Annotated in this window: 21 protein-coding genes; 14 read left to right on the plus strand and 7 right to left on the minus strand. The window is 64.2% G+C overall.

Annotated elements, in window-relative coordinates:
• Nucleotides 1-216: 216 nt before the first annotated feature.
• Nucleotides 217-1647 carry an oxygen-independent coproporphyrinogen III oxidase gene (gene hemN / locus ACFO0J_RS14520; protein ID WP_376813801.1) on the plus strand — a complete coding sequence of 477 codons (1431 nt, stop codon included), beginning with the start codon at nt 217-219 and terminating at the stop codon, nt 1645-1647.
• Here the strand turns inward: hemN and ACFO0J_RS14525 are convergent.
• Entirely contained in the window at nt 1629-2060 is a 432-nt protein-coding gene (locus ACFO0J_RS14525; protein ID WP_376813802.1) for a YbaN family protein, read from the minus strand. The genes hemN and ACFO0J_RS14525 overlap by 19 nt on opposite strands.
• Before the next feature lie 69 nt (nt 2061-2129).
• On the opposite strand from ACFO0J_RS14525, the gene ACFO0J_RS14530 reads away from it, so the two are divergent.
• Nucleotides 2130-2789, plus strand: a complete 660-nt coding sequence (locus tag ACFO0J_RS14530; protein WP_376813803.1) for a Crp/Fnr family transcriptional regulator — start codon at nt 2130-2132, stop codon at nt 2787-2789.
• 83 nt (nt 2790-2872) lie between these two features.
• Here the strand turns inward: ACFO0J_RS14530 and ACFO0J_RS14535 are convergent, their stop codons facing one another.
• Nucleotides 2873-4216 carry a hypothetical protein gene (locus ACFO0J_RS14535; protein WP_376813804.1) on the minus strand — a complete coding sequence of 448 codons (1344 nt, stop codon included), beginning with the start codon at nt 4214-4216 and terminating at the stop codon, nt 2873-2875.
• A gap of 2 nt (nt 4217-4218) precedes the next feature.
• Nucleotides 4219-4446: a DUF2249 domain-containing protein gene (locus ACFO0J_RS14540; protein ID WP_376813805.1), complete on the minus strand. Its 228-nt coding sequence runs from the start codon at nt 4444-4446 to the stop codon at nt 4219-4221.
• Between the two features lie 255 nt (nt 4447-4701).
• Here ACFO0J_RS14540 and ubiU point away from each other — a divergent pair, with 255 nt between their 5' ends.
• The 3 genes from ubiU to ubiT all read left to right on the plus strand — a co-directional run bounded on the left by ubiU (nt 4702) and on the right by ubiT (nt 7348).
• On the plus strand, nt 4702-5757 hold the full coding sequence (gene ubiU / locus ACFO0J_RS14545; RefSeq protein WP_376813806.1) for a ubiquinone anaerobic biosynthesis protein UbiU: 1056 nt from the start codon (nt 4702-4704) through the stop codon (nt 5755-5757).
• Between the two features lie 80 nt (nt 5758-5837).
• Nucleotides 5838-6788 (plus strand): ubiquinone anaerobic biosynthesis protein UbiV, encoded by a 951-nt coding sequence (gene ubiV, locus ACFO0J_RS14550; RefSeq protein WP_376813807.1) that lies wholly within the window; start codon nt 5838-5840, stop codon nt 6786-6788.
• 38 nt (nt 6789-6826) lie between these two features.
• Nucleotides 6827-7348 carry a ubiquinone anaerobic biosynthesis accessory factor UbiT gene (gene ubiT / locus ACFO0J_RS14555; protein ID WP_376813808.1) on the plus strand — a complete coding sequence of 174 codons (522 nt, stop codon included), beginning with the start codon at nt 6827-6829 and terminating at the stop codon, nt 7346-7348.
• Here ubiT and ACFO0J_RS14560 read toward each other — a convergent pair.
• The 3 genes from ACFO0J_RS14560 to ACFO0J_RS14570 form a co-directional block, all read right to left on the minus strand.
• The gene (locus ACFO0J_RS14560; RefSeq protein ID WP_376813809.1) at nt 7337-8593 is read right to left on the minus strand and encodes an MFS transporter; all 1257 of its coding nucleotides are present in this window, start codon (nt 8591-8593) and stop codon (nt 7337-7339) included. The two genes, ubiT and ACFO0J_RS14560, sit on opposite strands and share 12 nt — an antisense overlap.
• 10 nt (nt 8594-8603) lie before the next feature.
• Nucleotides 8604-9878: a serine hydroxymethyltransferase gene (gene glyA / locus ACFO0J_RS14565; protein WP_376813810.1), complete on the minus strand. Its 1275-nt coding sequence runs from the start codon at nt 9876-9878 to the stop codon at nt 8604-8606.
• A gap of 183 nt (nt 9879-10061) precedes the next feature.
• Nucleotides 10062-11105: a GlxA family transcriptional regulator gene (locus tag ACFO0J_RS14570; RefSeq protein WP_376813811.1), complete on the minus strand. Its 1044-nt coding sequence runs from the start codon at nt 11103-11105 to the stop codon at nt 10062-10064.
• 216 nt (nt 11106-11321) lie between these two features.
• On the opposite strand from ACFO0J_RS14570, the gene ACFO0J_RS14575 reads away from it, so the two are divergent.
• From ACFO0J_RS14575 to ACFO0J_RS14600, 6 genes are all read left to right on the plus strand, one after another.
• Complete coding sequence (locus tag ACFO0J_RS14575; protein WP_465251288.1) at nt 11322-12578, plus strand: M24 family metallopeptidase; 1257 nt, start codon at nt 11322-11324, stop codon at nt 12576-12578.
• A 148-nt stretch (nt 12579-12726) separates the two neighbouring features.
• On the plus strand, nt 12727-14040 hold the full coding sequence (locus ACFO0J_RS14580; RefSeq protein WP_376813812.1) for an MFS transporter: 1314 nt from the start codon (nt 12727-12729) through the stop codon (nt 14038-14040).
• A gap of 136 nt (nt 14041-14176) precedes the next feature.
• Nucleotides 14177-15487 (plus strand): D-serine ammonia-lyase, encoded by a 1311-nt coding sequence (locus ACFO0J_RS14585; protein WP_376813813.1) that lies wholly within the window; start codon nt 14177-14179, stop codon nt 15485-15487.
• A 15-nt stretch (nt 15488-15502) separates the two neighbouring features.
• A complete protein-coding gene (alr, locus tag ACFO0J_RS14590; protein ID WP_376813814.1) occupies nt 15503-16630 on the plus strand; it encodes an alanine racemase in 1128 nt (375 codons plus the stop codon).
• Between the two features lie 167 nt (nt 16631-16797).
• The gene (locus tag ACFO0J_RS14595) at nt 16798-18168 is read left to right on the plus strand and encodes a purine-cytosine permease family protein (protein WP_376813815.1); all 1371 of its coding nucleotides are present in this window, start codon (nt 16798-16800) and stop codon (nt 18166-18168) included.
• A gap of 66 nt (nt 18169-18234) precedes the next feature.
• The gene (locus ACFO0J_RS14600; protein WP_376813816.1) at nt 18235-19002 is read left to right on the plus strand and encodes a creatininase; all 768 of its coding nucleotides are present in this window, start codon (nt 18235-18237) and stop codon (nt 19000-19002) included.
• Between the two features lie 55 nt (nt 19003-19057).
• Here the strand turns inward: ACFO0J_RS14600 and purU are convergent, their stop codons facing one another.
• A complete protein-coding gene (gene purU, locus ACFO0J_RS14605; protein WP_376813817.1) occupies nt 19058-19945 on the minus strand; it encodes a formyltetrahydrofolate deformylase in 888 nt (295 codons plus the stop codon).
• 151 nt (nt 19946-20096) lie between these two features.
• On the opposite strand from purU, the gene ACFO0J_RS14610 reads away from it, so the two are divergent.
• The 3 genes from ACFO0J_RS14610 (at nt 20097) to ACFO0J_RS14620 (ending at nt 23257) form a co-directional block, all read left to right on the plus strand.
• Entirely contained in the window at nt 20097-21149 is a 1053-nt protein-coding gene (locus ACFO0J_RS14610) for a GlxA family transcriptional regulator (protein WP_376813818.1), read from the plus strand.
• Between the two features lie 168 nt (nt 21150-21317).
• A complete protein-coding gene (locus ACFO0J_RS14615) occupies nt 21318-22394 on the plus strand; it encodes a type IV toxin-antitoxin system AbiEi family antitoxin (protein WP_376813819.1) in 1077 nt (358 codons plus the stop codon).
• Nucleotides 22373-23257 carry a hypothetical protein gene (locus tag ACFO0J_RS14620; protein ID WP_376813820.1) on the plus strand — a complete coding sequence of 295 codons (885 nt, stop codon included), beginning with the start codon at nt 22373-22375 and terminating at the stop codon, nt 23255-23257. Before ACFO0J_RS14615 ends, ACFO0J_RS14620 begins: the two co-directional genes overlap by 22 nt.
• The last annotated feature ends 60 nt before the right edge of the window (nt 23258-23317 follow it).

Consider the following 23317-nt stretch of genomic DNA (forward strand, 5'->3'; position numbering starts at 1 on the left):
CAGCCCGTGGGCCTTGCCGGACAGGCCACCGGACACGAGGGACGCGGCCGGGCGGAGGTGCACGGAATGTATCAATGATACGCGAAGACGGCGACTTGACTTGAGTCAAGTCCATTTGATGCTTTTTGCGGGACACTATGTTGAAATTTAGAACAATGCCGCTTGAAGCACCGGTCCCCGGTGTCCGGCGAGGCGCTGTTCCAGGAGTTTGACTGCATGACGACCCCCCAAACACTTGCCGTGGCCGCCGATCCGGAGACCATTGCCTTTCCCGATCTGGAAATTTCCGAGGCGCTGATCCGTCGCTTCGACCAGTCCGGTCCGCGCTATACCTCGTATCCGACGGCCGACCGTTTCCAGCAGGAATACCCGGCTGACGCCTACGTCGCGCGCCTGCAGGAACGGGCGGCGGCCGAGCAGGCGCCGCCCCTGTCGGTCTACGTGCACCTGCCGTTCTGCGAATCGCTGTGCTATTTCTGCGCCTGCAACAAGATCATCACCCAGGATCACAGCCGCTCGGCGGAATACCTGGACATCCTGTACCAGGAAATCGACCGGGTCGGCCCGCATCTGGGCCGCCACAATCGTGCGATTCAACTGCACCTGGGGGGCGGCACGCCGACCTTTCTGAGCGCGGACGAGCTGACTGCGCTGATGGACCGGATCCGCCGCCACGTCGAATTCACCCCCGACGCCGAATTGGGCGTGGAGATCGACCCGCGCACCGTCACGCCCGCGTCACTGGCCATGCTGGCGGGGCTGGGCTTCAATCGCACCAGCTTCGGCGTGCAGGACTTCGATCCCCTGGTGCAGGCGGCGGTCAACCGCATCCAGCCGTATGACATGGTGCGCACGGCCTTGCAGGCCAGTCGGGACAACGGCTTTCAGTCGATCAACGCCGACCTGATCTATGGCCTGCCCAGGCAGACCCTGGACAGCTTCAGCCGCACCCTGGACCAGTTGATCGAGCTGTCGCCCGACCGCATCGCCCTGTACAACTACGCCCACCTGCCCGACCGCTTCAAGGCGCAGCGCCTGATCCACGCCGAAGACCTGCCCAGCGCCGACACGCGCCTGGGGATCTTCCTGATGTCGGTGCGCCGCCTGCTGGCGGCCGGCTATGTCTATATCGGGCTGGACCATTTCGCCAAGCCCGACGACGAGCTCAATCAGGCACGCCTGAACCAGAGCCTGCACCGCAATTTCCAGGGCTACACCACCCGCGCGGAATGCGACCTGGTGGGCTTTGGCGTGTCGGCGATCGGCAAGGTCGGCGACGCCTACATCCAGAATCATCATTCCCTGAACGCCTATCGTGATTGCCTGCAGCGGGGCGTGCTGCCCACGGCCAAGGGCTTCGACCTCAGTCCGGAGGACGCCTTGCGCCGCGAGGTCATCATGACCGTCATGTGCAGCATGCCGCTGGACTTTGATGCGTTCAAGGAACGCCACGGCCGGTCCTTCGAGTCCTGTTTCCCGGACGAACTGGTCCGCTTGCGCCCGTATGCGGACGCCGGCCTGCTGGAGCTGGATGCGCGCGGTTTGCGGGTGCTGCCCAAGGGCCGCGTGTTCGTGCGCGCATTGGCGATGGTGTTCGACCAGTACGTGCGCCGGCCTCGGGTGGCGACCTATTCCCGGCTGATCTGATCCGGGGCGGTTGTGTCCTGCGTGTCTTCCTGTGTGTGCGTGCCGGCGTCGTCCGCCGGCCGGGTGGGCAGGCGCCACAGGTAGATCGTCACGCCGATGCCCGGGAGCAGCAGGAACCAGCGCGCCCAGGGCACCGGCATGACCCAGGCCGACAAGGCCAGCGAAGGCCACATGAAGGCCAGCGCGATGCATTTGCTGCGCAAGGGGATGCCGCGCCCCGCCTGAAAGTCGCGGATGTACGGACCGAGGATGCGATGGGACATCAACCAGGCATGCAGGCGCGGGGATCCGCGCAGGAAGCAGAAAGCCGCCAGCAGCAGGAAAGGGGTGGTGGGCAGCAAGGGCAGGAAGATGCCCAGGACGCCCAGAGCCAGGGCTACGACACCCAGGACGGTCAAGAGGGCGCGGATCATCGTACGGAGGATTCTATCAATCCGTGGCGTCCGCGGGGCGGCGGCGACGACCGCACACGCCACGCCCGGATGCGCGACCTGTTGTCCCAGGTGCCGCTGTTCAACGAACTGCAGCCGCAGGACCTGGACCCCATCGCCCGGGGCACCAGCGAGATCAGCGCCGTGCGCGGGGACATCATTTTCCGCCGGGGCGACCCTTGTGTGGGGTTTCACATGGTGGTCTACGGCCAGGTGAAACTGGTGTTTATCTCGACCGCAGGGGTGGAGCGCGTCGTGCGTCTGATCGGCCCGGGCGACGGCTTTGGCGAGGCCCTGATGTTCATGGGCAAGGACTACATCGTCACCGCCGAAGCCCTGCGCGACACGCTGCTGCTGCACGTGGGGCGCGATGCCTTGTTCGATCAACTGGACCGCCATCCCGGGATGGCGCGCAAGATGCTGGCCGGCCTGAGCCGTCGCCTGCACGGCCTGATGGGCGACGTCGAGGCCTACACGCTGCACACCGGCGCCCAGCGCCTGATCACCTATCTGCTGCGCGAATGGCGCGGCGAGGCAGGCGAGCCCTTCCGCATCGAAATCAGCAAGGCCGTCGTCGCCTCGCGCCTGAACCTGACCCCGGAGCACTTTTCCCGCATCCTGCGCGAACTGAGCAGCCGCGGCCTGATCCGCGTCCGGGGGCGGGAATATACGATCCTGGATCCGGATGGGTTGAGGGCTTATAAGGGATGAGACAGGACACGTGACAGTCCTGGCGGACTGTCACGTGCCTGACGAATCGGAGCGCCTTGCAAGGCGCGACGTGGAACGATGTCTCAATCCGAAACAGCCTGAGTCGCCACTGCGATCTTTTCCAGCGTCCTGCGATAAAGCCGCAGCGCGCAACCGATGTTCCAGATCAGGCCCGCTGCTGAGACGATCAGCAGCGGACCGGCCGCCTTGGCCGCCGGAATCCAGCCGGCGGCAGCCAGCGCCCAGCACAGGACCACGGCGACGTGGGCGATCCATTGCAGCCGGGCGGCGCGCTCATTGATGTAGACGGCCATCTTGGGCAGGATCTTCAGGTAGACGCGGGCCTGGCCCGGGTCGCCGTCGGGCACGACGATCGCGTCCTGGGCGTGCTTCCAGAGCAGGAAGGGCACGATCTTGTACAGCATGCCGTTGACCACCGAACCCAGCACGCCGACGATGATCACCGCGCCCAGCACCATTCCGGCGCGGGGGGCGTGGCCGTGCGTCATCCAGATCCAGAGCGGTGCGCAGGCCAGCAGGCTGAGCATGCCCGTGAACCAGAACAGGGTGGTGGCCTCCGGTGCGGGCCGCTTGCGGGTCCACAGCAGATGCAGCGTGACGCAGGCCCAGAGCGCGTAGGCGCAGACCAGCAGCAATTCGACGGTTTCCCGCATCAGCCGGGGCAGGCCGGTCGAGGCGTTCAGCATCGTCCAGGCCAGCAGCAGGCCGGGGATCAGCAGCGGCAGCCAGCGCGTGAGCGGCTTGGGGTAAATTTCCGTGACCTGGAAGATCGGCAGCAACTGGAAGGACATGCCCATCAGCAGCAGACCGCCCCAGCCGGTCAGCCCCCACAGCACATGGGGGCCGAGCCAGTCGGGCAGGGGCAGCCCCAGGCCCAGGGACAGCGCCATGGTCAGGCCCATCAGCACGGTACAGGCCAGGGCAATCAGCGCCCCGCGTACCGGGACGAGGATTTCGCGGGCGCCCTTGTAGACCTGGCGCCGGTGGCGCCAGAGCGCCCGCGCCACGGCTGCCAGGTACAGCGCGAAGGCTGCGCCGAGCAGGACGGCCGCCCCGACGAGCGCATCCGTCCGCCAGCCCAGGAATCCCGCCGCCAGCAGCAGCGTGCCCGCCGTCAACAGCGCGTGCGCCAGGCCGGCCACCGCGCGGGCGGCGCCCACGGGGACGTTGCAGGCCACCGCCAGGATCTGCAGCAGGGCGCCCAGCATGGCGCTGCCCAGAATGCCCAGGGTCCACAGGTGGGTGAGGGCCAGGGCGGGGCCGTTCCAGCTCGTGGCGACGAAGGGCTGCGGCCCGGTCCAGGCGGCCAGCAGGCCGGCCAGCAGCGCGAACAACGGCACGTTCAGAAAGAAGGGCAGGGGCACGCCCAGAGCGGGCGTCTTGTCGAAATCCAGGGCGCGTTGCATGGCTACTTTGCGTCGTACCAGATCGTGACCTGGAAGTGCGGGTCCTCGAAAGTGCAGTCGTGCTGGAAGCCGTCACGCTCCAGGATGGCGTACAGCGGATAGGGTTCGCGGTCGATGAGCATGCGCAGGCGCTGGCCCGGGGCCAGATCGGCCAGGGCTTCCAGGCAGTGTTCCAGCGGCTCGGGAGCGGGCAGCGAGCGTACGTCGAGGGTCAGGTCGGGAGGCGCCATGGGAAGTTCCGGGGACGGGGGCGATCCAGGTGCGGGATCGGTGACGCTACCTTACACGATCCCCCTGGCCGGCGTGGGCCAAGACCGTGTCCCGGATGCTGTTTCCCCTTCGTGCGAAAGCCCCTATGCGAAGGTCGGGATGCACGCTTCTTGATCCTGGTTAAGGTCCGATACCGCCTGACAGGGCATAGTGCCCACTGTTGCCGAAGCGGGGCCCGGCGGTGCGCCCCGCCACGAATCCCCTGGATGCTTCCGATGTCAGCCCTTCCCGAATTTCAACGTCCCGGCGTGGTGCCTCACCACGACTCGTCGGATTTCGAACTCGTCTGTCCCGCGGGCAGTCTGCCGGCGCTCAAGGCCGCCGTCGACGAGGGCGCCGATGCCGTTTATCTGGGTTTCCGCGATGCCACCAACGCGCGCAATTTCGCCGGCCTGAATTTCGACGCCGCCGCCATTGCCGAGGGCATCCGCTACGCCCACGACCGTCGGCGCAAGGTCCTGCTGGCCCTGAACACCTATCCGCAGCCTGATGCCTGGATCCTTTGGCGGGACGCCGTGGACCGCGCAGCCGAAGCCGGCGTGGACGCCGTCATCATGGCGGATCCAGGCCTGATGGCCTATGCCTGCGAACGCCATCCCGATCTGCGCCTGCACCTGTCGGTGCAGGGCTCCGCCACCAACTACGAGGCCATCCGTTTCTATCACGAACGCTTCGGGGTGGCGCGCGCCGTGCTGCCGCGCGTGCTGTCGGTGGCCCAGGTCCAGCAGGTCTGCGAGAACACGCCGGTCGAGATCGAGGTCTTTGGCTTCGGCAGCCTGTGCGTCATGGTCGAGGGCCGCTGCGCCCTGTCGTCCTACGCCACGGGCGAATCGCCCAACACGCACGGCGTCTGTTCGCCGGCCAAGCACGTGCGCTGGCAGCAGACGGACCAGGGCCTGGAGTCGCGCCTGAACGGGGTGCTGATCGACCGCTATGACGATGGCGAGAACGCCGGTTATCCCACGCTGTGCAAGGGCCGCTTCGACGTGGCGGGCGAAAACTACTACGCGCTGGAAGAGCCCACCAGCCTCAATACCCTGGAACTGCTGCCCCGGCTGATGGCCATGGGCGTGCGGGCGATCAAGATCGAGGGCCGCCAACGCAGTCCGGCCTATACCGCCCAGGTCACCCGGGTCTGGCGCCAGGCCATCGACCTGGCCCGCAGCAGTCCGTCCCGCTATTCGGTGCATCCGTCCTGGATGGCCGAATTGAACAAGGTCGCCGAAGGCCAGCAGCACACGCTGGGCGCCTACAACCGGCCCTGGAAATGATCCCGCGCGGGGCGCTGCGCCCGACCCGTCCGTCGGGTGGCGTGGACCGCTCCGCTGCTTGCGTACAAGGAAACACCGTCATGAAAATCGCCCTGGGCCCCTTGCAATACTACTGGCCCCGCGTCGCCACCCTGGAGTTCTACGCCGCCGTGCGTGACTGGCCCGTGGACATCGTCTACCTGGGGGAGACCGTCTGTTCGCGCCGCCACGAATTGCGCCTGCCTGACTGGATCGAGGTCGCCGACATGCTGGCCGAGGCCGGCAAGACGCCCGTGCTGTCCACCCAGGTCCTGCTGGAGTCGGGCGCCGACCTGAACGTCCTGCGCAAGATCACCGAGAACGAGCGCTATGGCGTCGAGGCCAATGACATGGGGGCGGTGTATCGGATGCAGGGCAGGCCCTTCACAGGAGGGCCGTTTCTCAATATCTACAGCAAGCCCACCCTGGACGTGATCGCCGCGCAGGGCGCGGCCCGCTGGGTCATGCCGCTGGAAATGAGCCGCGCCGGCCTGACGCAACTGCAACAGGATCGGCCCGCCGGCCTGCAGACGGAGGTCTTCGCCTATGGCCGCATGCCGCTGGCTTTTTCCGCCCGCTGCTTCACGGCCCGCAACCGCAATTTCCCCAAGGACAACTGCCAGTACGTCTGCATGGACCATCCCGACGGCCTGCTGCTGGAAACCAAGGAATCCCAGGCCTTTCTGACGATCAACGGCATCCAGACCCAGTCGGCGCTGGTCTACACGCTGATCCATGCGCTGGACGATCTGCGCGGCCTGGGTGTGGATGTGGTGCGGCTCAGTCCGCAGTCGCAGCATATGGATCAGGTCGTGGAGGCTTTCCGTGCCGTGCTCGACGGGCGTGAGTCCGCCGACGACGCCCACCAACGGCTGGTGCCGTTGATGCCGGCCGGTCCTTGCAACGGCTACTGGCATGGCCGCGCAGGGCTGGACATGGTGCTGGATGGCCAGGTCGTCGTGTCGCAGGCTCCGGATGTGCGCACGCCCGGCGTCAAAGCACGCGCTGCCTGAGGCTTCCGTTTCCCCGATCTGTTTCCACGAGTCCGATCATGCAAAATCCTGCGACCCCCGCCTACCGCATTCCCGAACCCCTGGCCCGCGTGCTCGGGCGCCTGCCCCGCTATCCGGGCTCAGTGCTGTTCGTCACCGGCCTGAATCTGGTGCTGGCCCGCCATCTGCATCCCGATACCTTGCACATGCTGGAAGGCCGTTCCCTGCGCATCCACGTCGCGGATGCGGGGCTGCGTTTCGACTACACCTGGCGCGACGGCGCCTTCCGGGCGGCCCGGCACGAGGTGGCCGCCCCCGACCTGACCTTCCGCGCCGATGCCTGGGATTTCCATTGCCTGCTGCAGCGCCGGGAAGACCCCGACACGCTGTTCTTCAGCCGCCGCCTGGTGATCGAAGGCGACACGGAACTGGGCCTGATGGTCAAGAACACCCTGGATTCCATCGATATGGCGGTGTTCCAGCCGCGTGCGGTGTTGCGTGATGTTGCTCAGGTGCTGCGCCAGCGGGCGGAAGCCTTGATTCCCTCCGGAGCTCGTCGGCAATACTCTTCACGCGTCTGACGGCGCGGCTTCGGTCACTGCCTCGCCGGGCGAGGCAGCCGGCCAGTTTCGTATCGCCAGCCGGCCGGACGTGGCGATGGCCGCCGTCATGACCAGGGCAAAAATCCCCAGGGTGATCAGCGTGTCGCCCCGTTCCATCGTCTGTTTTCCCCAGACCAGCGACAGCAGCGTCGGGCTGGAGTAGCCCAGGTAGACGATCACGTAAAACATTGAGATCAGGGCACCCCGCTGGCCCGCAGGAGCCAGATGGTCCGACACCGCCACGCCCGAGGCCATCGACAGGCCGTTGGCCAGGCCGATGGCGGCCGAAGCCGGAAGCACCCAGAGCCAGGCGCCAGGTTGCACCGATAGATAGCCCAGGGCGCAGCCGGCCGCGCCGCACAGACCGGCGATCCAGCCGGCCCGTCCCGGTCCCAGCCGCATGGCCCAGAACGTAGCCAAGGCGGCAAACCCTTGTACGATCAGAGCGCTGAGTCCCAGGATGAAGTAGATCTGGGCGAATCCTGCTTTGCCCAATTGAATCGGGAAGGCGATCAGCGACAGCATCGTGAAGGTGTAGACCAGCAGTCCGCAGGGTAGGAGATAGCAAAAGAATCCGGCGGCCGTCCCCGGCGGCAGGCCGATCTGAACCCGGGAGGTCCGTCCGCGGGTCAAGGTTTCGGGCAAGCCGCGCAGGATCAGCAGGGAACCCGTCACCATGGCCAGGGTGATCGCGAAGGACAGCAGCCGTGGCCAAGGCAGCCACTGGACCAGCATGCCTGAGACGAAGGGACCGACGGCGAAGCCGAAGGCCATGACGCCGCTGGCCAGCATCGAGGCGCGCGCGGCGTTGCGGGTGCCCGCCATTTCGCGCAGCCAGACGGTGCCGACGGTGAAGAGGGCGCCGCTGGCGACCCCCTGGATGAATCGCGCCGCAAGAATCATCGGCTTGCCCCAGACCGTGGCCCCCATCAGCGCCAGCACGGCGAGCAGCAGGAGGACCGCCGAGGGCAGGACCATGGCCTTGCGGCCGCGCCGATCCGAAAGGGGCCCGCCGATCAGGAAGGCCAGCATCAGCCCGGCGGCGTAGACCGTGAAGAACAGTGTCAGGTCGGTGGTCGACAGGTGCAGATCGAGGGTGTAGAACAGCATCACCGGGGAGACGGTCTGCGCCGTGTACGACGCCGCGAACAAGACCAGGCACAACAGCACCTGTTCGCGGGCGCTGCAGTGCGGGTTGGTGGCGTCGACGGGAGCCGGGCTCATGGCGACGGCATCATGCCGTGACCGGTTCGGGGGCTGTACGGTAGACCGGGAAGCGGGCGCACAGCTCGATCACCTGCGCGCGGATGCGGGCAATGGTTGCCTGATTGTCCGGGTCGTCCAGCACTTCGCAGATCCAGCCGGCCAGTTGGCGTGCCTGTTCAACCTTGAAGCCGCGCGTCGTGATGGCGGGCGAGCCGATGCGGATGCCGCTGGTGACGAAAGGCGGCTGCGGATCGTTGGGCACGGCGTTCTTGTTGACCGTGATGTGCGCCGCGCCCAGGGCGGCGTCGGCGGCCTTGCCGGTGATGCCCTTGGCCGACAGGTCCACCAGGAACAGGTGGTCGCAAGTGCCGCCCGAGACGATGCGCAGTCCGTTGGCGACAAAGACTTCGGCCATGGCCTGGGCATTGTCCAGCACCTGCTGCTGGTAGGCGCGGAATTCCGGCTGCATGGCCTCTTTCAGGGCCACGGCCTTGGCCGCGATGACGTGCATCAGCGGGCCGCCCTGGGCTCCGGGAAACACGGCCGACTGGATCTTTTTCTGGATCTCGGGGTTGGCGCGGCCCATGATCAGGCCGCCGCGCGGACCGCGCAGGGTCTTGTGCGTCGTGGTCGTCACCACGTCGGCGTAAGGCACGGGGTTGGGGTACAGGCCCGCCGCCACCAGACCGGCGAAGTGGGCCATGTCCACCATGAACAGCGCGCCGACCTTGTCGGCGATCGCGCGAAAGCGCGCAAAATCCAGCACCTGCGAATAGGCGGAAAAACCCGCCACGATCATCTTCGGCTTGTGCTCCACGGCCAGGCGCTCGACTTCGTCGTAGTCGATCAAGTCGTGGGCGTCCAGGCCGTACTGGACGGCGTGGTAGAGCTTGCCTGACGAGCTGACCTTGGCGCCGTGGGTCAGGTGGCCGCCGTGGGCCAGGCTCATGCCCAGCAGGGTGTCGCCGGGCTGCAGCAAGGCCAGGTAGACCTCGGCGTTGGCCTGGGAGCCGGAATGGGGCTGGACATTGGCCCAGTCCGCGCCGAACAGCGCGCAGGTGCGGTCGATGGCAAGCTGCTCCACCACGTCGACGTGCTCGCAGCCGCCGTAGTAGCGTTTGCCGGGATAGCCTTCGGCGTATTTGTTGGTCAGCTTGGTGCCCTGGGCCTGCATGACGCGCGGGCTGGTGTAGTTCTCGGACGCGATCAGCTCGATGTGCTGCTCCTGGCGCCGATTTTCGGCTTCGATCGCGGCCCAGAGTTCGTCGTCGAAGCCCGCGATCTGTTCGTTTTCCAAAAACATGATGTCTCCTATGATGAGTCGAGTACCGAGTGCGCCTGGGTGAGCCTCGGCGGCGAGGCTTGCAAGGCTGGCTTATCACTCATTCTAGGGAACGCAGGCCGGTTGGCTTGTATGTTCACGCCATAGTGCTGGGACGCAAATGCCGACCAGGGTTTCGTGGTTCAGCATCCAGGGGCGGATCGGTCAGGGCACCTGCGCGGACGGTCGGCCGGTGGCCGCCGGGTCGTTCGTCGGCTGGACGATCCGACGTTCGCGGCCGGGCGTGGTGCCGAAGTAGTCGCGATAGCGGTGAGTGAAATGGGTCACTGACACGAAACCGCAGGCGGCTGCCACGTCGATGATGGATTGCTCCGATCCCAGCAACAACTGCCGCGCCCTCCGTAGCCGCAATTCGAGGTAATAGGCGCTGGGTGTGCTTTTCAGGTGCTCCTGGAACAGGCGTTCGAGCTGGCGCACCGAAACCTGGATGAACTGGGCCAGTTCTTCTTTGGATATGGGTTCTTCGAGGTTGTTTTCCATCAGCGTCACGACCTCGGTCAGCTTCGGCTGGCTGGTGCCCAGTTGCTGGCGCAGCGGTATCCGCTGGGGGTCCTGGGTGGAACGGATCCGTTCGCAGACCATCAGTTCGGAGACCCTGGCGGCGGTTTCGTGGCTGCCGGTCCGCAGATCGATGAGCGCGGCCATCAGGTCCACGGGCGCGATCCCGCCGCTGCAGGTGTAGCGGTCCCGATCGATTTCGTAGATGCGTTTGGAGACAATGATCTCCGGAAAGTCCGTCAGAAGCCGTTCCGTGTCTTCCCAATGCAGGGTGCAGCGGTAGCCGTTCAGCAGGCCCGCCCGCGCCAGCCAGTAGCTGCCCGTACAGATGCCGCCCAGGACGGTTCCCTGGCGCGCTCGGAGGCGCAGCCAGTTCAGGCAGTGCGGTTCGATGCGGGGCGGGATCGGGTTGGATCCGCAGACGAAGATGGCATCGAGTGCGGGGGCCTGGTCCAGCGCGTGGTCCGCCTGGATGATGACTCCGTTGCTGGCCTGGACCGGCGCACCATCCAGGCTGATCGTGGACCATTGGAACAGCGGGCGATCGATGGCCATATTGGCCATGCGCAAAGGTTCCACCGCAGACGAGAAACCGATCAGGGTAAATCCGGGGACCAGCAAAAAGCCGTAGTGCTGGGAGGAGATTGGCGGGCGCGCCTGCGGGGCGGCCTGGGCCGAAGGGGCATCCATCCTGCTTGTCTCCGTCTGAAAAATGCGACTTATTTCAAACTTTATGTCCGTTGCTGATATCGATCCGTCTCATTCTGCGCGGATCTTCGTTTCCAGGCAATTAAAGGTCGCTTCTGAAAAAAGGCGCCTGACGTCGGGTCTCTAAGATGGTTTGTACGAACACGGATGACCGCGAGGTCATTTCAAAAGCCGATGCCAATCACAGGAGACATCCCCATGAGCAATCTACAATTTTCCAATGCCGCTACCGCCGCCCAGCAGATGCGTGAAACCCGCCTGCTGCAGATTTCCAACGGCCCGCACGTCAAGCCAACCTTCTCGGACGCCGAAATGCAGCGGCGCGTCGATGCGGTGCGCAAGCACATGGCCGACAGCGACATCGACGGGGCGCTGTTCAGTTCATACCACAACATCAATTACTACGCCGACTTCCTATTTTGCCATTTCGGCCGCTTTTATGGGCTGGCGCTGACACAGGACAAGCACACGACCATCAGCGCCAACATCGATGCCGGTCAGCCTGCGCGCCGCAGCTTCGGCGACAACATCGTCTATACGGACTGGCAACGCGACAATTATTTCCACGCGGTGCAGACGCTGCTGAAAGGCCGTAAGCGCGTCGGTGTCGAAATGGACCACCTCACGGCCGAAAATCTGGAAAAACTGCGGGCCGCGCTGCCGGGCAGCGAGCTGGTGGACATCGGCAAGGCCTGCATGCGGCTGCGCATGATCAAATCCGACGAGGAAATCGCCTTGATCAAGCAGGGCGCGCGGATCGCCGACATTGGCGGGGCCGCCTGCCGCGACGCCATCGCCGTGGGTGTGCCCGAGCACGAAGTGGCGTTGGCGTCCACGCAGGCGATGGTGCGCGAGATCGCCCGCACCTATCCGGATGCCGAACTGATGGACACCTGGACGTGGTTCCAATCCGGTCTCAACACCGATGGCGCCCACAACCCGGTCACGTCGCGCCGCATCCAGCGCGGCGACATCCTGAGCCTGAACTGCTTTCCCATGATTTCCGGCTACTACACGGCGCTGGAACGCACGCTGTTCGCCGAAGAATGCTCGGACGCCCACCGCCGCATCTGGGAGATCAATGTGGAAGTGCACGAGGCCGGCCAGAAACTGATCCGTCCGGGCGCCCGCTGCTGCGACATTGCGGCGGAACTGAATGAGATATTCCATCGGCATGACGTCCTGAAGTACCGCACCTTCGGCTACGGCCATTCCTTCGGGGTGCTGTCGCACTACTACGGGCGCGAGGCCGGGCTGGAGTTGCGCGAGGACATCGAAACGGTGTTGGTGCCCAACATGGTGGTCTCGATGGAACCGATGCTGACGCTGCCCGAGGGCCTGCCCGGCGCGGGCGGCTACCGCGAGCACGACATCCTGGTGGTGACGGCCGAAGGCGCCGAGAACATCACCAAGTTCCCGTATGGACCCGAGCACAATATCGTGAAGCGCGGATAACGCGTCACGGCTGCCGATGCTTGACCCTGGCATAGACCGGGCTGGCATCGTGCGGGCCCCGAGTTTCGTCGCACATCAAAATACCGAGGCGCGTTGACCGGATCGGCCTGAGTCGAGCCGATCCGTGGACGGACGCGTGGAGACAATCATGAATTCTGACACCGTCCGCATGGGGACAATACCCGCGGCCGCCGAGCGACGCGTCATCAGCAAGGTCGCCGCCGCCGGTTTCATCGGCAACTTCGTCGAGTGGTTCGACTATGCGTCCTATGCCTATCTGGCCACGGTCATCGCGGCCGTTTTCTTTCCGGACGTTTCGCCCGCCGCAGGTTTGATGGCGACCTTCGGCGTTTTTGCCCTGTCCTTCATCATCCGGCCCATCGGCGGCGTGTTCTGGGGCCATTACGGCGACAAGATCGGGCGCAAGCAGGCCTTGTCCCTGTCGATCATCATCATGTCTGGAGCAACCTTCGCCATCGCGCTGCTGCCGGATTTCCAGCAGATCGGCGTCTGGGCGCCTTTGCTGTTGCTGGGGCTGCGCCTGATCCAGGGCTTTTCCGCCTCGGGCGAGTATGCCGGCGCTTCGGCCTTCCTGGTCGAGTACGCGCCCAGCCACAAGCGCGGCCTGTACGCCAGCATCGTGCCCGCCAGCACGGCGTCCGGCCTGCTGCTGGGGTCGCTGATGGTGGCGGGCATGCATGTGCTGCTGACCCCCGAGCAACTGCAGTCCTGGGGGTGGCGGCTACCTTTCCTGCTGGCCGCGCCGCTGGGTTATATCGGCCGCTACATCCGCGTGCACCTCGAGGATTCGCCCAAGTTCCGTGAGATGGAAGCATCCCGTGAAGTCTCGCATGCGCCGGTCAGTCTGTTGTTGTCGCAGCATCGTCGCGCCTTGTTGATCTCGATCGGCGTGACCATGCTGAACGCGGTCGGCTTCTACATCATCCTGAGCTACATGCCCACTTATCTGGCGGTCGAACTCGGGGTGGGGGAGACGGATTCCTTCATTGCGACCACCATCGCGCTGGTCGCCTACATCGGCTTCATCTTTCTGATGGGCGTGCTGTCCGATCGTCTGGGCCGCAAGACCATGCTGATTCTGGCCTCGGTCGCCTTCATCTGCCTGACGGTTCCTTTGTTCAGCGGTCTTGCGTCCGCCGGGTTCCTGGGCATCATCCTGATCCAGGTCGCGTTTGGCGCGCTGCTGACCATGAACGATGGCACCTTGCCGTGCTTCCTGTCCGAGATCTTCCCGACGCGGGTGCGCTACAGCGGCTTTGCGCTCAGCTTCAACTTGGCCAATGCTATTTTCGGCGGCACGGCGCCCTTCATCGCCACCTGGCTGATCCAGGCGACCGGCGACAAGCTGGCGCCCGCCTGGTATCTGGTGGTTGCGGCGGGCATCGCGCTGGTGGCGATGATCATGAGCCGCGAGACTTCCGGCGAACCCCTGCAGGACTGACGCGAAGACCCGGCCCGCGTCATGGCTGTGACGCTGCACCGGGCCTCAGGCGTGGCATCCTGTCGGGAGAGGGCTTGAGCGCATCGAGACGATGTCTCGTCGCTCGGCCCGTACCATGTGACCCAAGGAGCCCGTCATGACGACTGATTTCTCCGGTTTGCCGACAGGCCTGACGCAGCGGAGGCCTTTACTGTGGCTGAATCCCGCCTACGACGCGCAGGCGGATGCGCATTCCGATCCGCTGGATCCCGCCGTCTCCGAGGCGCGCTTTGCGCGCTGCGCCGGCCTGATGCGGCAGGTGTTCCCCGAACTGCGACCCACGGCCGGATTGCTGCAGTCCCCCTTGACGCCGATTCCGGTGTTTCGGGATTCCATGGCCTGCGGCGCCGCCGCAGGCGATTGGCTGCTCAAGCGGGACGATGCGTTGCCGGTGGCGGGGTCGGTCAAGGCCCGGGGCGGTTTCCACGAGGTTCTGGCATTGGCGGAGCGGATCGGCCTCGACGAAGGCCTGCTGGGTGATGACACGGATCGTGCCGTCCTGGCCGGCCCGGCGGCGCGGGCCGTGCTCGGCCGCCATGCGCTGGCTGTCGGAAGCACCGGCAATCTGGGCCTGGCGATCGGCATGATCGGCGCGGGGCTGGGCTTGCGCGCCATCGTGCACATGTCGGCGGACGCCAAGGAATGGAAAAAGCAGCGCCTGCGCCGCCATGGCATCCAGGTGGTCGAGCATTCGGGCGACTATGCCGCGGCGGTGGCGGCGGGGCGGGCGGTCGCGGATGCCGATCCCATGATGCATTTCGTGGACGACGAGCAGTCGGAAGCCTTGTTTCTGGGATACGCGGCCGCCGCCCGCGAATTGCAGGCGCAGTTGCAGGCGGCCGGCGGGCGCGTCGATGCGGATCATCCCTTGTTCGTGTATCTGCCTTGCGGGGTCGGTGGGGCTCCCGGCGGCATTCTCTATGGCCTGAAGCGCCTTTTCGGCGCTCACGTACATGGCTTTTTCGTCGAACCCACGGCGTCGCCCTGCATGCTGGTCCAACTGGCTTGCGGACTGGGTCGCCCCGTGTCGGTCTACGACGTCGGCCTGGACAACCGGACCGAAGCGGACGGCCTAGCGGTCGGCCTGGCGTCGCCCCTGGTGGCGCCGCTGATGGCGCGCCTGTTGTCGGGCGTGCTCACGGTGGATGAAGCCATGTTCTATGGCGACGCCTGGCGTCTGGAGACGCTCGAGGGTATCTACGTAGAGCCCTCGGCGGCGACGGGCTTGCGCGGGCCCATGCAGATTCTGGACACGTCCCAGGGCCGGGCCTATGTGCAGGCGTGCGGCCTGACGGATGCGATGGGTCGGGCGACGCATGTCATCTGGAGCACGGGCGGGTCGCTGGTGCCCGAGGACATCCGCCAGGCGTTTCGCGCCCGGGGGCGGCGCGAGGCCGGGGCGGCCTGAGCCGGAGAGCGCGCCATGACTCGTCCGATCCTCGCCACGGTCCACACCGATGCCTTGGTGCGCAACCTGAGCCGGACGACCCGCGAGGTCGCCTCGGGTGGTGGCGTGCGTCGCATCAGGACCTGGGCTGTCGTGAAGGCCTATGCCTATGGGCATGGGCTGGAGGCCGCCGTGAGCGGTTTTGCAGCGGCCGATGGCCTGGCTCTGCTGGATGTCCAGGAAGCCGTCCGCTGCCGCGAGCTCGGCTGGCGGCGGCCCATCCTGTTGCTGGAAGGCTTCTTCAGGCCCGGCGACCTGGATACCCTGTCGCATTACCGGATCGATACGGTCGTCCATAGCCGGACCCAACTGGAGATGCTCGTCGCGCATGCCCGGCCGCTGGGCATCGCGGCGCACCTGATGCTGAACTCAGGCATGCACCGGCTGGGATTCCAGCCGGATGAATACCGGGCCGCGTTCGAGCGCGCCCAGCGTCTGCGGGCCGCCGGCATGCTGGCGATGGTCGGCAAGATGACGCATTTCGCGCGCGCCGACGATGACCTGGTCGTGACGCGCAGGCAACTGGATTGCTTCGTGCGGATCACCGCCGGCCTGCCGGGCCCCGTCAGCGTCTGCAATTCGGCGGCGGCCCTGTCGCCCGGCCTGGCGGTGTCGGTGCCGGCGGTGGATCAGTGGATCCGTCCCGGGATCTGCTTGTATGGCGCATCGCCTTATATGGGCCGGGATGCCCAATCCCTGGGCCTGCTGCCTGCGATGACGCTCGGCTCCGAACTGATCAGCACGCACGTCCTGCCGGCCGGCGAGGCGATCGGCTACGGCCACGCGTTTCGCACCGATCACGACATGCGGATCGGTATCGTCGCCTGCGGCTACGCGGACGGCTATCCGCGCCATGCCATCACCGGAACGCCCGTGACCGTCGCCGGCGTTCGGACCCGCCTCGTGGGCCGCGTGTCGATGGACATGCTGTCGGTGGACCTGGATCCCGTACCGCAGGCGGAGGTCGGCGCGTCGGTCGTTCTGTGGGGGCGGGGAGGCCCTGCCGTGGATGAGGTCGCCTGGTCGTCCGGCACCATCGCCAATGATTTGTTGTCTGGCTTGACGAATCGCGTGCCCAGGCGTGTGCAGGCCTTGCGCGGGTGATGCGTCTTGTTCGCTGTCAGACAAATAATGGTCGCTTTTGAAAAAGGGTCGTGATCATCCGATCGCTAAGATGGATTTGACGGGTGCTGATACAAGGCCGTCATCCAACCACTGCCGCACTCTCGAACGATAACGAGAGGCTGGCCCCCCTGAGGAGCGACAACATCATGGAATACGGTACAGCCAGGATTCCGCATGAAAAGCGTGAGTATGGTTTTTTTGACCAGGTTGTGACCTGGTTCGGATCCGGCGTGAATACCGGGTCCTGGTATTTCGGCGGGATGGCGGCCGCGATCGGCTTGAGCTTTGTCTGGCAATATGCGTTTGTATATCTGCCCTTGATGATGATTCCCTGGGCCATGATTGGGTGGATTGCCTGGAAGCATGGCGCGTCCACTGTCACATGCACAATCCCCGCCCTGGGCGTCAAAGGGGCGCGATGGGCCGGAGTCGGTGAGTTTTTCGGCATGATCGGCTGGCCCAGCATCAATACCTTCATTGCCGCCATTTCTCTGACTTATGTGTTCCACGAGATGTGGGGTTGGGCGACCTATGGGCAGGCCGGCTCGACAGGGCCTTTGATTCTCGGCATCCTGGTGACTGCAGTCGTCCAGGGGCTGATCGTGGTCGTGGGGCATCGCGCGATCAAATACCTTGAGTGGATTTCAGTCGTGTTGCTGGTGGTCCTGGGGATATGGGAGACCGTGGTGGTGCTGCAGCATTGGGACTATGCCAAGATTGCGAGTCTCACCTTGCCGGAAGCCCAGCACACGCCCGCTTTTTATTTTGATCTGGCGTTCGGGTTTTGCTGGGGCTGGGCGATGATCGGCGATTTTGGCCGCTTTTCCAAGAGCCCCGGCGGGGCGACGGCCGGCAGTTGGCTGGGTGTGAATCTCGGGCAGGGCTGGTTCATGCTCGTGGGGGCGATCGGTGTGATCGGCGTCGTGCTGGAGACCGGTGTTTTCGATCCCAACAATTCAGACCCGAGCTCCACGATCGCTTCGCTGGGTCTGGGCACGGTTGCGTTTCTGGTGGTCTTCTTTGCGACGGTCAGCACGAACGTGACCGTGCTGTATGGCGCCGGCATGGGCCTGGTGGGCGCAACCCGCAGTGCTTCTCCCAAGCGCTATCTGCTGTTCATTGCGATACTCCAGTTCGTGATGTGCTTTCTGCCGCTGGCGTTCGACAAGTTCATCGAGTATTTCGAGTTCTTCCTCGGTATCGTCGGCGGGATCTTCATTCCATTGTGGACGCTGGTCGTGATCGATTACTTCATTGTGCGCAAGCGTCAGGTCCGGGACGAGGATTTGTTCGCGGGCAGCCATGATGACGGATCGACCAAGAGCCGGCTGGGCGACTGGAATCTGTCTGGCTGGATTTCCATGGCTCTGGGGCTCGGGGTGTTTTACTTGTTGCACTATGGCATGACGGGCGCGGCGGCGATCTGGACGGCTTCCTTCCCTGCGATCGGGGTGACCGCCGCCAGCTATCTGGTCCTGACCCTGGGCTTCAAGATGGGGCGTACTCGTCTGATCTGATGCCGGATGGGGGGATGGGCGGCAGTGCCGGCCATCCCCATGTGTAATCCATGAGCGAGGTAAACAATGCGTCGTGTCCATATCGGTGAACTGGCTTGGCCTGCTTACGTGGAGAAGGTCAGGCAGGGCGTACCCGTCCTGATTCCCGTCGGATCGCTGGAACAGCACGGTCCGCACATGAGCATGAATCCAGACGTCCTGCTGCCGACGGCGATCTCCGAGCGCGTCGCGCAAAATATCGATGGGCTGGTGGCGCCTGCGATTGCGTATGGCTACAAGTCGCAGCAGAAAAGCGGGGGTGGGAACCATATGCCCGGCACCACGAGTCTGGACGGCCTGACCGTGACCCAGACCATCCGTGACGTGCTCAAGGAACTGGCTCGCCATGGTGTGCGTAAGACGGTCCTGGTCAACGGGCACTACGAGAATTCGGCCTTCATCGCGGAAGGCGTCGATCTGGCCTTGCGTGAATTGCGTTGGGATGGCATCCGGGATTTCAGCTGCATCATTCTTTCATATTGGGATTTCATTGATCAGGCGTCGATCGATACCATCTACCAGGGGGATTTTCCTGGGTGGGCGGTGGAGCACGGCGGCGTGCTCGAGACATCCTTGATGTTGCATCTGCATCCCGACCTGGTGGACATGAGTCAGGTCCGGGATCACCCGCCGGCCACGTTTCCACCCTATGACTTCTTTCCGATCAAGCCGGAATGGACGCCGGAATCGGGCTGTCTGTCTTCGGCCAGCCGTGCCAGTGCGGAACATGGCAAGTTGATCTTGAGCGTTTGCGTACAGGGTATCGGGGATGCGTTGCGCACAGCCTTCGACTGAGCGAATCCGCGCCCGAACCGGCCCCTAGAGCTTGCCGGTTCGGGCGGGGACGGCCCTACAGCACCACTGTCCTGTGTCCGTTGATGAAGACCCGGCGTTCCAGGTAATCCCGCACGGCCTGGGCCAGAGCGCGGCATTCCAGGTTGCGACCGGTGGCCAGCAACTGGTCCGGAGCCTGGGTATGGTTCACCGGCTCCACGGACTGGGCAATGATGGGGCCTTCGTCCAGATCGTCGGTGACGAAGTGCGCCGTGGCGCCGATCACTTTCACGCCGCGCTCGTACGCTTGGTGGTAGGGGCGTGCGCCCTTGAAGCCGGGCAGGAAAGAATGGTGGATGTTGATGGCCCGGCCGGCTAGGGCCTTGCTGGTCTCGGGGCGCAGGATCTGCATGTAGCGCGCCAGGATGACCAGTTCGGCGCCCGTGCTGCGGGTCAGGTCCAGCAATGCGGTTTCTTGGGCCGCGCGGTTGTCGTTGCTGACGGGCAGATGATGGAAATCGATGCCGGCGGCCTCGGCATGGCCGCGCAGCGTGTCGTGGTTGGAGGCAATGGCAGCGATGTCCATCGGCAGTTCGCCCATGCGGGTGCGAAACAGCAGATCGGCCAGGCAGTGCTCCAGTTTCGAGACCAGGATCAGCACCTTGGGGCGGACGGACAGGTCGTGGATCGCCCATTGCATGGAAAAGCGCTGCGCCAGATCGCCGAAATCCCGGCTGAGGGAGGCGCAGTCCAGCGCCTTGGGGCCTTCGGTGTGGAAGACGCAGCGCACGAAGAACTGCCGGGTGTCTTTTTCGTCGAAGACAGTGAATTCGTCGATGTAACCCTGGCGCTGGTCCAGGAAGGATACGATGGCGGCAACCTGGCCGGCGCGGCTGGGGCACGATACCGTCAGACAGAACGGTGCAGCGCCGGGCGGCGGATTGAGGGATGATGAGGGGGGCATGGGGAGATTCCTTCCTGTGCTCATATGGGCTGTGCGATGTGCAGGCGCTTCTTATATTTTTGTAGAGGCCACTACACCATCACGTCGCGCCTCTGACTAGAATGGAAACGTCATGGCACATGAATCGGCTGGTACAGGAAGACAAAACCGGATGGACAAGGAACCCGTGCGCTTTGGCTTCATCCTGCTGCCGAATTTCACCTTGACCGCGTTTTCGGGGATGCTGGACGTGCTGCGCCTGGCCAGCGACGAGGGCGATCACAGCCGGCCGGTGCGGTGTGCCTGGCAGGTCATCGATGAAACACCGGCGCCCGTGCGCTCCAGCAGCGGCATTCAGGTGGTGCCCTCCGAACTGCTGGGCGATCCCGCGCGCTTCGACTATGTTGTGGTTGTGGGCGGGCTGCTGCAGCGCCCTCCAGTCAGCTCCGCCGTGCTGGAGTTCATTCGCGACGCCGGCAGCAAGGATGTGCATGTCGTGGGGCTGTGCACCGGGGTGTTCACGCTGGTGCAGGCGGGCGTGATGACAGGCCACCGGATCTGTATCAGTTGGTTCCATTACTGGGACTTCCTGGAAAGATTTCCATCCGTGGACCCCGCGCAGGTGGTGGCCGACCGGCTCTATGTCTTTGATCGGCGCCGGATCACGTGTTCAGGCGGGCGGGCGTCCATCGACGTGGCAGCCGAAATCCTGCGCCGCCATATCGATCAGTCCATCGTGCAAAAAGCACTGCGTATTCTGCAGGTCGAGGACACGGGCCGGGCCAACGCGGCCCAGCCCCTGCCGCCGGGCATCCGACCCACCACCCATCCGGCCGTGCGGCGTGCCGTGCTGTTGATGGAACAGCATGTCGGGCGAGCCCTCAGCCTGGACGAATTGGCGGGCAGGCTGGGTATTTCGGTGCGCCACCTGGAGCGCCTGTTCAAGGAGTCCACCGGGCACAGCCCGCAGGCCTATGCGCGCGGCATGCGCCTGCGCCTGGCGGCCTGGATGCTGACGCATACCAAGAAGACCATTGCGGCGATCGCGTCCGAATGCGGGTTTTCGGATGCCTCGCATCTGGGGCGCGAATTCCGCGCGTCCTTTCATGTGCCGCCCAGCGCCTGGCGCGACCGCGCGCAATTGCCCGACGCCCTGCTGCCCGTGCAGGCAGGTGAGGCGGATTATGTCAGCGAGGTCTTTCCCGATCGGCGGGAGTTTTTCTGAGGCAGATGACACTCGTCGAGCAAGGTGGTTTCGGGCTGCAAGACATAGGAGTTAGCCGGTCACCTGTTTGATGGATTTCATCCATTCATGTAGTTTCAGTGAGTGCTGAAAATATTATTTCCAGTGAAATTTCCTTGACTTTTTCACTGGAAATGATATTTTCAGCGTATGTTGAAATTAATCGATCCAGTGAAAGTCGAGCAGCAAGCCGCCAATGCGCTCCGACACATCCTGTCGGAAGTGCCGGCCATCGAACATCTGGAAGTACGCCATGTGGCTGCAAAAGATCAGGGTGTTGATCTGTTGGCTCACATCGACACTTCGGGACGCCGGTACACGCTGGTCGCGGGGGTGAAATCCGGCGGCCAGCCCCGCCAGATACGGCCTGCACTGCTGATGTTGAAGGACTATGCTGCGCGTCAGTCGGAACCTGTCACGTCGGTGCTCGTCGCGCCCTACCTGTCTGCTGAGGCTCAAGATCTGTGCCGAGAATACGAAGTTGCGTATCTGGATCTGGAAGGCAATGCGCGTCTGGCCTTTGGCACATTCTTCATCTCGCGCCAGCTCTCCAGCAAGCCTGCCGCTGAACGGCGCGCACTGCGCTCGCTGTTCAAACCCAAGTCGGCGCAGGTGCTGCGGCAATTGCTGCGAGAACCGGCGCGCCCATGGAAGGTGACTGACTTGTCAGAGGCGGCGGGCGTCAGCCTGGGACATGTGAGCAATGTGCGTACCGCTCTGCTGGATCGGGAATGGGCGCAGGTTTCCGATGATGGCGTGTTTCTGTCTCAACCCAATATGTTGCTTGATGCATGGCGCAAGGCCTACGAACCGCCTGCAGGCCAATGCCAAGGTTTCTACACGACTGTGCATGGCGCCATGCTGACGGATGCCATCCGTACATTGCCGCCCTGTTCCTCCAGAACCGGACGGATCGCGCTGGCCTCGTTCTCCGCTGCTCAGTGGTTGGCGCCCTACGGGCGCACTGGCACTCAGTATTTTTATACCGATGCAGCAGGTCTGGAGCAATTACGCGAGGCCTTACAACTCGTCCCTGCCGGCAAAGGCGAGAATGTCTTCGTGACCGTACTCGACGACCCAGGTTTATTTCGTGACACTGTGGAGCCTGCCTCCGGCGTGTGCTGTACCAGTCCCGTCCAGACCTATCTGGATCTTGCTCGCGCCGGAGAGCGCGGGCAAGAAGCGGCTGATCATCTTCGGCAAGAATGCTTGCAATGGCCCCTATAAATATCCCCACGAGCGAACCGCAGTCCGCCAGCGACTACGATGATCGCACCACCGCAGCCGTCAAATCCGTTCTGATTGAAATCGGCCAAATCCTGGGGAGCTTCAAAGGCAAATTCGCCGTCGTGGGAGGCGCTGTTCCATGGCTGCTGCTCGGTGACAACGAAGACATGCCTCATGTCGGTACGCTGGACCTGGATTTGGACCTGGACTCTACGGCGCTGGGCGATGGCGAATACGCCAATCTGATCGATGAGCTGTTGGGGCACGGCTACGTGCAACGTGAGCAGCTCCGGCCTTTCCAATTGTCACGCCAGATCAAAGCGACCGATGGCGGTCCTCCTATCGATGTGATCATTGATTTCCTGCGGCCCAGGGATGCAGAGCTCGTCAAAAACGTGCCACCGCTGATCAGCGATTTCGCGGTGCAAGGTGCGGATGGCGCCGATCTGGCCGTTCGTTTCTACCAGATGGTGGCTATCACGGGTTCCATGCCTCATGGCGGAGTCAACCGGGTGGAAGTGGCTGTCAGCTCGATTCCCGCGCTGCTGGCCATGAAGGGGTTCGCCATCGAGGGCCGTTATAAGCAGAAGGACGCTTATGACATCTACTACTGTGTCCGGAACTATCCCGGTGGGCCGCACGTGTTGGCTGAGGATTGCAGGCCGCTGCTGGAGCATGCCAGCGGGATGACGGGCTACCAGTACATCGCGGACAAGTTCGATACCCTGGACGGTTTTGGACCGACCTGCGTGCGTCGCTTTGTTGAGGACACACAGGTGTTGGGCGGGCGCACTCCGGAACAGTGGCAAATGGATGCGTTTGGGCAGGTGGATGCTTGGTTGCGCGCCCTGGGCCTGCGATGACTCATTGATCAGGGCTTTCCTCACTTCGCCGGATTCTTCCAACGGTATGGCGGAAAAATT

This window comes from Castellaniella hirudinis, assembly GCF_042651965.1.
Taxonomy (GTDB): domain Bacteria; phylum Pseudomonadota; class Gammaproteobacteria; order Burkholderiales; family Burkholderiaceae_B; genus Castellaniella; species Castellaniella hirudinis.

Coding starts and splice junctions, on each gene's coding strand:
- hemN (WP_376813801.1), top strand. CDS start 217: ATGACGACCCCCCAAACACTTGCCGTGGCCGCCGATCCGGAGACCATT.
- ACFO0J_RS14525 (WP_376813802.1), bottom strand. CDS start 2,060: ATGATCCGCGCCCTCTTGACCGTCCTGGGTGTCGTAGCCCTGGCTCTG.
- ACFO0J_RS14530 (WP_376813803.1), top strand. CDS start 2,130: ATGCGCGACCTGTTGTCCCAGGTGCCGCTGTTCAACGAACTGCAGCCG.
- ACFO0J_RS14535 (WP_376813804.1), bottom strand. CDS start 4,216: ATGCAACGCGCCCTGGATTTCGACAAGACGCCCGCTCTGGGCGTGCCC.
- ACFO0J_RS14540 (WP_376813805.1), bottom strand. CDS start 4,446: ATGGCGCCTCCCGACCTGACCCTCGACGTACGCTCGCTGCCCGCTCCC.
- ubiU (WP_376813806.1), top strand. CDS start 4,702: ATGTCAGCCCTTCCCGAATTTCAACGTCCCGGCGTGGTGCCTCACCAC.
- ubiV (WP_376813807.1), top strand. CDS start 5,838: ATGAAAATCGCCCTGGGCCCCTTGCAATACTACTGGCCCCGCGTCGCC.
- ubiT (WP_376813808.1), top strand. CDS start 6,827: ATGCAAAATCCTGCGACCCCCGCCTACCGCATTCCCGAACCCCTGGCC.
- ACFO0J_RS14560 (WP_376813809.1), bottom strand. CDS start 8,593: ATGAGCCCGGCTCCCGTCGACGCCACCAACCCGCACTGCAGCGCCCGC.
- glyA (WP_376813810.1), bottom strand. CDS start 9,878: ATGTTTTTGGAAAACGAACAGATCGCGGGCTTCGACGACGAACTCTGG.
- ACFO0J_RS14570 (WP_376813811.1), bottom strand. CDS start 11,105: ATGGATGCCCCTTCGGCCCAGGCCGCCCCGCAGGCGCGCCCGCCAATC.
- ACFO0J_RS14575 (WP_465251288.1), top strand. CDS start 11,322: ATGAGCAATCTACAATTTTCCAATGCCGCTACCGCCGCCCAGCAGATG.
- ACFO0J_RS14580 (WP_376813812.1), top strand. CDS start 12,727: ATGAATTCTGACACCGTCCGCATGGGGACAATACCCGCGGCCGCCGAG.
- ACFO0J_RS14585 (WP_376813813.1), top strand. CDS start 14,177: ATGACGACTGATTTCTCCGGTTTGCCGACAGGCCTGACGCAGCGGAGG.
- alr (WP_376813814.1), top strand. CDS start 15,503: ATGACTCGTCCGATCCTCGCCACGGTCCACACCGATGCCTTGGTGCGC.
- ACFO0J_RS14595 (WP_376813815.1), top strand. CDS start 16,798: ATGGAATACGGTACAGCCAGGATTCCGCATGAAAAGCGTGAGTATGGT.
- ACFO0J_RS14600 (WP_376813816.1), top strand. CDS start 18,235: ATGCGTCGTGTCCATATCGGTGAACTGGCTTGGCCTGCTTACGTGGAG.
- purU (WP_376813817.1), bottom strand. CDS start 19,945: ATGCCCCCCTCATCATCCCTCAATCCGCCGCCCGGCGCTGCACCGTTC.
- ACFO0J_RS14610 (WP_376813818.1), top strand. CDS start 20,097: ATGGACAAGGAACCCGTGCGCTTTGGCTTCATCCTGCTGCCGAATTTC.
- ACFO0J_RS14615 (WP_376813819.1), top strand. CDS start 21,318: ATGTTGAAATTAATCGATCCAGTGAAAGTCGAGCAGCAAGCCGCCAAT.
- ACFO0J_RS14620 (WP_376813820.1), top strand. CDS start 22,373: ATGCTTGCAATGGCCCCTATAAATATCCCCACGAGCGAACCGCAGTCC.